Here is a 7,811-nt window from a genome sequence, read left to right as displayed (position 1 = left end):
CACCAAAGCCATTTGAAAAATCAGCATCCTTGATATCACCAAAAACTTTGGTTTCAAAACCTGCACCCACTTCTGCACCAAAATACAAATTATTGGTAAAGAAAGCCTTTATACCTGCTTTAACAGGCACCATACCTAAAGATTTGTACTTAGCTTTAATAACATTACCGTTAAATTCGGCAACCTCAGCTGTTTTACCAAAGTAGTTATAGTAACCGGATGTAAGTGTTAATGCCAGGTTATTGGCTATTCCATATTGTAAACGAGCTGTACCACCTACACCAACATTAGAGATATCATGTAAATTTCCAGTTGGCAGCAAACCTTCAACACCTATGCCAAAGCGTAATACATTTTTAGGCACAGTTTGAGCTTTTACATTGCTTCCGATAAATATAGCTAAGGCAGTAAATGCTCCGGCTATCATTTTTGTCATTGTTTTCATAGTTGTATATTTTAGTTCTAACTCTACAATTTTTTATTGTATTAACACCTGCTTAACAAATACTTTGCCAGTATCACAATTTCACACAATTTTAACAATCACCTCATAATCGTGTGTTTTAAACGTGTTTCTTCACGCGCTATCTTAGCTATTGGTAATCAATACTTTTAATCATGGGCTTTATGGAAAGCTTATGTTCATAAAATTTTGATTATATATTAAATAATATTTGAAAAGAGTGGGCATTATATAGGAAGAAGTGTCAGTAAATGTCGAATTTTTGTCCTGTTTGGGTAAATAATACAGCAAATGGCGCCAATAATAAAATAGCCAGCAACAAAAAAGGAGCCCGGTAACCGGACTCCTTTTTTGTTTTATTAACCGAAGTTTTAAACTTCCGGCTCGTGGCCTTTTTCGGGTTTATAGTTCTTTTGCAGTTCGGCCAGTTGTTCTTTACCGTAAGCAAAGCGGGTGATAATAAAGAATAGTACCGGCACTATAAATATAGCTAACGATGTTGCCGTAAGCATACCGCCAAATACCGTCCAACCGATGGTTTGCCTTGCTACAGCGCCTGCACCTGATGCAAATAACAAAGGCGCAACACCTAATATAAATGCCAGTGAGGTCATGATGATTGGGCGTAACCTCAACCTTACAGCCTCTAATGTTGCTTTTTCCAGATCCCAGCCGGCATCTACACGCTCTTTGGCAAACTCAACGATCAGGATGGCGTTTTTAGCTGCCAAACCAATTAGCGTTATCAAACCAATCTGCGCGTATACGTTGTTATCCAAACTTGGGTTAAAATACAAGAACAGGATAGCTCCGAATGCGCCCAATGGTACGGCAAGCAATACCGAAAACGGTACCGACCAGCTTTCGTACAGCGCGGCCAAAAACAGGAACACAAACCCGATAGACAGCATAAAGATGTAAATGGTTTTTGAACCCGATAACTTCTCTTCCCGGCTCAAGCCTGAAAATTCATAACCATAACCTTGAGGTAATGTTTTGGCTGCTACTTCTTCCAATGCTTTCAGCGCATCGCCGCTACTATAACCCGGAGCGGAGTTACCGTCAATTTCGGCAGACCTGAACAGGTTGTAATGCGAAATTAATGGCGCGTTCTCAATTACTTTATAAGTAGTTAAGGTACTGAGCGGCACCATAGTACCTGCCTGGTTGCGCACAAAGTATTGCCCAATGTTTTGAATATTGGTACGATAATTTGTATCTGCCTGGGCCAGCACACGGAACGTTCTGCCGTACAAGGTCAAATCATTAATATAAGAGCTACCCATGTAGGTTTGCAAAGCAGCGTTTACATCTGATAGCTGTACGCCAAGTCTTTTTGTTTTTTCCCTGTCGATAGTTAGCTGGTAAGCCGGTGTACGGGCGGTAAAGAATGAGAACGCTTTTGAAATTTCTTTCCGTTTACTTACTTCGCCTATAAAGTTTCGCATTACCGATTCAAAGTTCTTAATATCGCCTCCCGCTTGCTTCTCTTCTAATATGAAAGAGAAACCTGCCGTGTTACCCAAACCAGGTATGGCCGGCGGCGGAATTACTACCACGCTTGCTTCTTTAAACCGGGATAGCTTTTTTTGCAATTTGGCTACCAATGGGAATATAGTATGCTCTTTACCTTCACGTTGCTCCCAGGGCTTCAGCTGCACAAATATGGTTGCGCTGTTTGACTTGGTTGCGAATGTAACCGCGTTCAACCCACCTAATGCAGCATAATGGCCAATTTCCGGAACACTATCAAGCGTCCGCATCATTTCATTCAAAACTTTTACCGTACGCTGTGTAGATGATGCTTCGGGCAAATCATAAGTAATGTAGATACGACCATCATCCTCTGTAGGGATAAAGCCGCTTGGCTTGCTCCTGAACAGCATAATGGTTCCAATGATGATACATACCAAAACAATGATCACAAATTTTGAATTCTTGATACTCTTATCAACCCCATTTCTGTACCGGTGGGTAAGCCGGTCAAACCAGGCGTTAAACTTAAAGAAGAATTTATCAAGCCCTTTTGATTTTTCGTCGAGCTTATGCGGTTTTAATATCAGTGTACACAAGGCCGGGGTTAATGAAAGCGCCACAAATGCCGATATCAATACCGATATAGCAATGGTGATAGCAAACTGCTGATACAAACGTCCCACGATACCCGGGATAAAACCAACAGGAACAAACACCGCCGCCAATATCAGCGCAATAGCGATTACCGGTGCCGATATATCACGCATGGCATGTACAGTGGCTTCCTTAGGCGATAATCCTTCCTCGTCCATATAATGCTGCACGGCTTCAACCACCACAATGGCGTCATCCACCACAATACCAATGGCCAGTACAAAACCAAACAAGGTAAGCGTATTGATGGTGAAGTTAAGCGGAATAAAGAATATGAACGTACCGATAATAGATACTGGGATAGCCAATACAGGAATAATTGTAGTACGCCAGCTTTGTAAAAATAAAAACACCACCACAGTTACCAGTAATAAGGCTATTACCAACGTTTCGATAACCTCATGTACAGATACCTTTACCACGGTAACCGATTCAAAAGGTACTACATAATCTACATCGGCAGGGAACGATTGTTTAAGTTGTTCCATAACTGCGTACACGTTATCGGCTGTTTCAAGCGCGTTACTACCCGGTGCCTGGTAAACCAGCAGGTATGATGCACGTTTACCATCAACAAAAGAGTTACCGGCATAGTTAAACTTACCAAGCTCAACCCTTGCCACATCTTTTAAATGCACAATAGCGCCATTGCTTGGCTGCGTACGCACAATAATGTTCTCAAACTCGGCCTTGCTGGTTAAACGGCCTTTAACCAGTACGGTATACTCAAATGGCTGTCCGTTTTCTTGTGGTGTTGAACCTACAGAACCCGCGGCCACCTGAGCATTTTGTTCGGCCAGGGCAGCCGTTATATCTCCGGCTGTCATGCCCAGCGCAGCCATTTTATCGGGCTTAAGCCAAATACGCATACTGAAGTCGTCGGCACGTGTAAATACGTCTCCCACGCCTTTAGCACGTAAAAGCGCATCGCGTACAAATATGTTGGTATAGTTATCTAAAAAGGTAACATTGTGCGAACCCTTCGGCGCATACATAGCTACCAGCATTAATATACTTGGGTTACGTTTACGGGTAATTAAACCTATGCGCTGTACCTCCTGCGGCAATGTAGGCGTAGCAATACCTACACGGTTTTGCACATCAAGAGCGGCAATATTAATATCGGTACCAACCTCAAAGTTAACCGTCATGCTCATAGAACCATTACTGGTACTATTACTTTGCAAATAAGTCATGCCCGGGGTTCCGTTCACTTGTACTTCAACAGGCGTGGCTACGGTTTGCTCAACCGTGAGTGCATCGGCGCCAATGTAAGTACCTGTAATGTTTACCGTTGGTGGTGTAATTTCAGGGTACTGCCCAATGGCAAGGCTGCCAATTGCCAGTATACCAACAATAACTATCACTAATGATATAACTATAGCGGTAACTGGTCTTCGTATAAAGGTATCTGCTATCATCCTTGTTATTTTTTATAAAAAAATCCAGTTACTTTCCTTGTTGTTTAGCTTGTCCTGGAGCAGCCTGCCCTGGTGCACCTTGTTTTGAAGGGTCGCCCAAAACAATCTTGCCACCATCCCTCAAACGCTGAAAACCTTCGGTGACTACCTTGTCGCCCGGTTCAACACCGGTCATGATCACTACATCGGTACCCACACGCGGGCCCAAAGAAACCTTGTGCTGTTTAGCGATAAGGGCTTCGGTCTTTTCGTTATTCTTAGTAGAGTCAACAAATGAAGTATCCTTGCTCACAAATACAAAAAACTCACCCATTTGCTCGGTAATGGATTTGTATGGAATTTGAACCCGGTTGCCCGATTGATTATTCAGCACCTTTAACACACAGCTCATACCATCTTTTAAAACATCATCCTCATTCGGGAATTGGATCCTTACTTTAATAGTACCGGTTTGGTTGTTTACGCCACGATCAATAGCTAAAACCTTACCTGGTTTATTGTAGGTGCTAACCCCATCCGGTAGTTGTAATTTAAAGGTAGTATCGCTGCTTGATTTTTGCAGTTTATAAAAACGGTCAATATCCTGTTCGTTCACTACCACATCAACAGCAATAGGGTGTTCGGCCGATATGGTATTCATCAGTGTACTACCCGCAGATACCTGGGTACCCAACCTTACCTGCGATATACCAATGCGACCTGTAAACGGAGCGGTAATGGTAGCGAACGAAAGATCGGTACGGGCCGACTCTACAGCTGCTTTAGCCACTGCTACATCGCCTTTGTTAGTTTCATAAGCTGCTGTTGCCTGATCAACTGTTTGGCGAGCAATAGCATCATTTTTTAACAGCATGTTATACCTGTCAATATCTTTTTGCCCTTTTACTAAGTTGGCCTGTGCGCTTAACAAGTTGGCCTGCGCTTGCTGGTAAGCGGCAAGATATTTACGCTTGTCAATTTCATAAAGTACTTTGCCTTTTTGTACAACATCACCTTCTTTAAAAAATATACCGGTTACAAAACCAGGAACCTGACTTCTTAGTTCGGTAGTATTTACAGATACAACCGTACCCTGATATTGATCATAGTAAATTGCTTCTGCCTTTTTAGCTTCGTAAAGCGTTACGGGTGTAGGCGGCGGTGCAGCGTTTTGATTCGCGCTTTTACCTTTGCATGAAGCTAATGCTAATAACGCCGCAGGGGCCAACCAGTATATATATCTGTTTTTCATTGTAGTGATTTGTTCGTTGGTTATTTATTTAACAGCACTTATTTAGTACTATACAGTTTATGACTTAATACGTAATTAGTTCCCCTGGTTATTATCCGCGGTAAGGGTACCCAGTGCCTTTTTCAAGTCAATTTTACTTGATAATAACTGAAACAGGGCATTATAATAGTTAAGTTCCGCGGTGCGCAGGTCTGACTGAGCTATAATAACATCCAGATAGGTTTTAACCCCTTCGCGATATTGCAGGCTTACTATTTTGTATACATCTTTTGCCAGATCAACATTTTGTCTGATGAGCTGATAACTGGTATAATTACTTTTATAACTTGCCAATGCCTGCACATACTCTGTATTAATGGTGTTTTGTGAATTAACGATATCCAGATCGGTGCGCTCTACCTGTAACCTTGCTTTACTCAGATTTTGCAAGCGCTTAGTACCTTGAAAAATAGGCAGATTCACGGTAAGCCCTGCATAACCTGTAGGAAAAGCATTATCATACAAATTTGAAAATCCATGATTAAAGTAGGCCAGGTTATAATTGCCCACCGCCGAAATAGACGGTAAAAAACCAAACCTGTAATAATTAACATTAATATTTTGCAGCACTTTGCTGGTTTGCAGCAAGCGGTATTCTATCCGGTTGTTGACATCCAATGTTTGGTTGGTATCAATGTAGGCTTCCTGCTCATATCGCGAAGAGTCATAAGATAACTCTAAAGGCTTAGCCGGGTCAACACCCATGATCTGTTTTAAATAGGCCGTTTTACTTTTAATAGCCTCTTCCGTTTGTTTGCGGGTAGTTAATGAATTATTAAGCGATATGGTAGCCTGTTTATAATCAGTTTTATCAGATACGCCAGCCTCGTACTTATTAACAGCATCTTTAAGGCTTCTTTGCAGGCGGGTAATATCCTCAATGGTGATATTCAACTGTTTTTGTGAAAGCAACACATCGAAAAAGGCTTTGCTTACGTCGGATATTACATTGATCTGGCTGCTAAGCGTGTTTTGTTTATAGTATTGACGGGAGTATTTAGCAGTTTTAGCTGCCAATAAAACATCATTATTATACAATACCTGTGTAGCCTGTAAGGTTAACGATGATAGGTTACGTACATTAGTACCGCCTGGAATGTTAGCACCGGAAGCGCCAGCCTGGGGCGTACCTTTAAAGTAGTAGTTATAAAACCCTGATGTATTTAGCTGTGGCAACCAGGCAGCTAAACCAATTCGGATATCTTTTTCATTGATTTGCTCATCAATAGAGGCCTGGCGAACCACCGGCTGATTACGCAACGCAAATTCAACACATTGCCTTAAAGAAACAGGCCCGCCGATACTATCGGTAGTGGTTTGGGCCCAGGCCGGGCAATGTAAAATTAATGTTAAGCAAATTATTGATAACAGGGTAAAATACTTGTTTTTTCTCATAAGGTGTATGTAGGTACTTCATTCATTTAGCAAAAATTACAAAAAAATGATCCGGCAATTTTTATCGGTACGTATAGGGGCGGCGCTAATATGTAATAAATATTACTAAATTAAGATTAAGATAAGAAGTTTTATCTAATTTTTACAAAAACAGGCTTAAAAGCGACTTTTTTGGGCTTTTTACAAAAAAATGAAAAAATGTGGTGCGAAATAAACAAAAAAATTAATTAATTTGCCATGTGAGAATATGGTATGGAAGTCGCTAATTAACGGTTCATTACAAGTATTTTAAAAAAAAATTACATTTACCATATAAGTTATATATTTATTCATGGTATTTTTACAAAAAATTTAAGCAGGGTTAATACATGGTTAAAAAACTACATGGGAAGATCGCTCAATTCCAAGTCGCCAACACACTTCGGGAGCGAGGATTGTATCCTTATTTCAGGCCTATTGAGTCTGCTCAGGACACTGAAGTACTAATAGATAACAAAAGGGTGTTAATGTTTGGATCTAACTCATACTTAGGCCTTACCAACCATCCTAAGATTAAAGAAGCTTCAAAAAAAGCGATTGACAAATACGGCACAGGTTGTGCCGGTTCACGTTTTTTGAACGGTACACTGGATATTCATATCGAGTTAGAGAACAGGCTTGCGAATTACGTTGGTAAAGAAGCAACTGTTTTATTTAGTACCGGATACCAGGTTAACCTGGGCGTACTTTCATGCATTACCGGCCGTAATGATTATATCATTTTAGATGAATATGATCACGCTTGTATCATTGACGGTAGCAGGCTGTCATTTTCAAAAGTTATCAAATACGCCCATAATGATATGGACGACTTACAGCGTAAACTGAGCATTTTGCCGGAAGAAGCTGTAAAGGTGATTGCAGTTGATGGTATATTCAGCATGGAAGGCGACATTGTTAAACTTCCGCAAATAGTTAAACTTGCTGATCAGTATGGCGCCAACATCATGATTGATGACGCCCACAGTCTTGGTGTTATTGGTGATAACGGTGCCGGAACAGCGTCGCATTTTAACCTGACTAATGATGTTGACCTGATCATGGGTACATTCAGCAAATCGCTGGCATCACTGGGTGGCTTTATTGCTGCAGA

General features: G+C 41.1%; 5 protein-coding genes. 1 reads left to right on the top strand and 4 read right to left on the bottom strand.

Going from position 1 to position 7,811, the window contains the following annotated elements; genetic code table 11:
- From AAGC65_RS08715 to AAGC65_RS08700, 4 genes are all read right to left on the bottom strand, one after another.
- The coding region (locus AAGC65_RS08715) for a hypothetical protein (RefSeq protein ID WP_343112051.1) at positions 1–445 on the bottom strand (445 nt) is incomplete at its 3' end.
- A 389-nt stretch (positions 446–834) separates the two neighbouring features.
- Positions 835–4,014: a multidrug efflux RND transporter permease subunit gene (locus AAGC65_RS08710; RefSeq protein WP_343112050.1), complete on the bottom strand. Its 3,180-nt coding sequence runs from the start codon at positions 4,012–4,014 to the stop codon at positions 835–837.
- A gap of 28 nt (positions 4,015–4,042) precedes the next feature.
- Positions 4,043–5,245 carry an efflux RND transporter periplasmic adaptor subunit gene (locus AAGC65_RS08705; RefSeq protein ID WP_343112049.1) on the bottom strand — a complete coding sequence of 401 codons (1,203 nt, stop codon included), beginning with the start codon at positions 5,243–5,245 and terminating at the stop codon, positions 4,043–4,045.
- 75 nt (positions 5,246–5,320) lie between these two features.
- Positions 5,321–6,679, bottom strand: a complete 1,359-nt coding sequence (locus AAGC65_RS08700) for a TolC family protein (protein ID WP_343112048.1) — start codon at positions 6,677–6,679, stop codon at positions 5,321–5,323.
- Positions 6,680–7,185: 506 nt separating this feature from the next.
- On the opposite strand from AAGC65_RS08700, the gene AAGC65_RS08695 reads away from it, so the two are divergent.
- Positions 7,186–7,811: aminotransferase class I/II-fold pyridoxal phosphate-dependent enzyme (locus AAGC65_RS08695; protein ID WP_343112047.1), on the top strand; the 626-nt coding region annotated here is incomplete at its 3' end.

This window comes from Mucilaginibacter sp. (assembly GCF_039207105.1).
Lineage (GTDB): Bacteria > Bacteroidota > Bacteroidia > Sphingobacteriales > Sphingobacteriaceae > Mucilaginibacter.
This window is presented reverse-complemented; position numbering and strand designations above follow the sequence as displayed.

Bases quoted from the DNA above. Each gene is read 5' to 3' on its own strand.
- AAGC65_RS08710 (WP_343112050.1), bottom strand. From the start codon at position 4,014: ATGATAGCAGATACCTTTATACGAAGACCAGTTACCGCTATAGTTATA.
- AAGC65_RS08705 (WP_343112049.1), bottom strand. From the start codon at position 5,245: ATGAAAAACAGATATATATACTGGTTGGCCCCTGCGGCGTTATTAGCA.
- AAGC65_RS08700 (WP_343112048.1), bottom strand. From the start codon at position 6,679: ATGAGAAAAAACAAGTATTTTACCCTGTTATCAATAATTTGCTTAACA.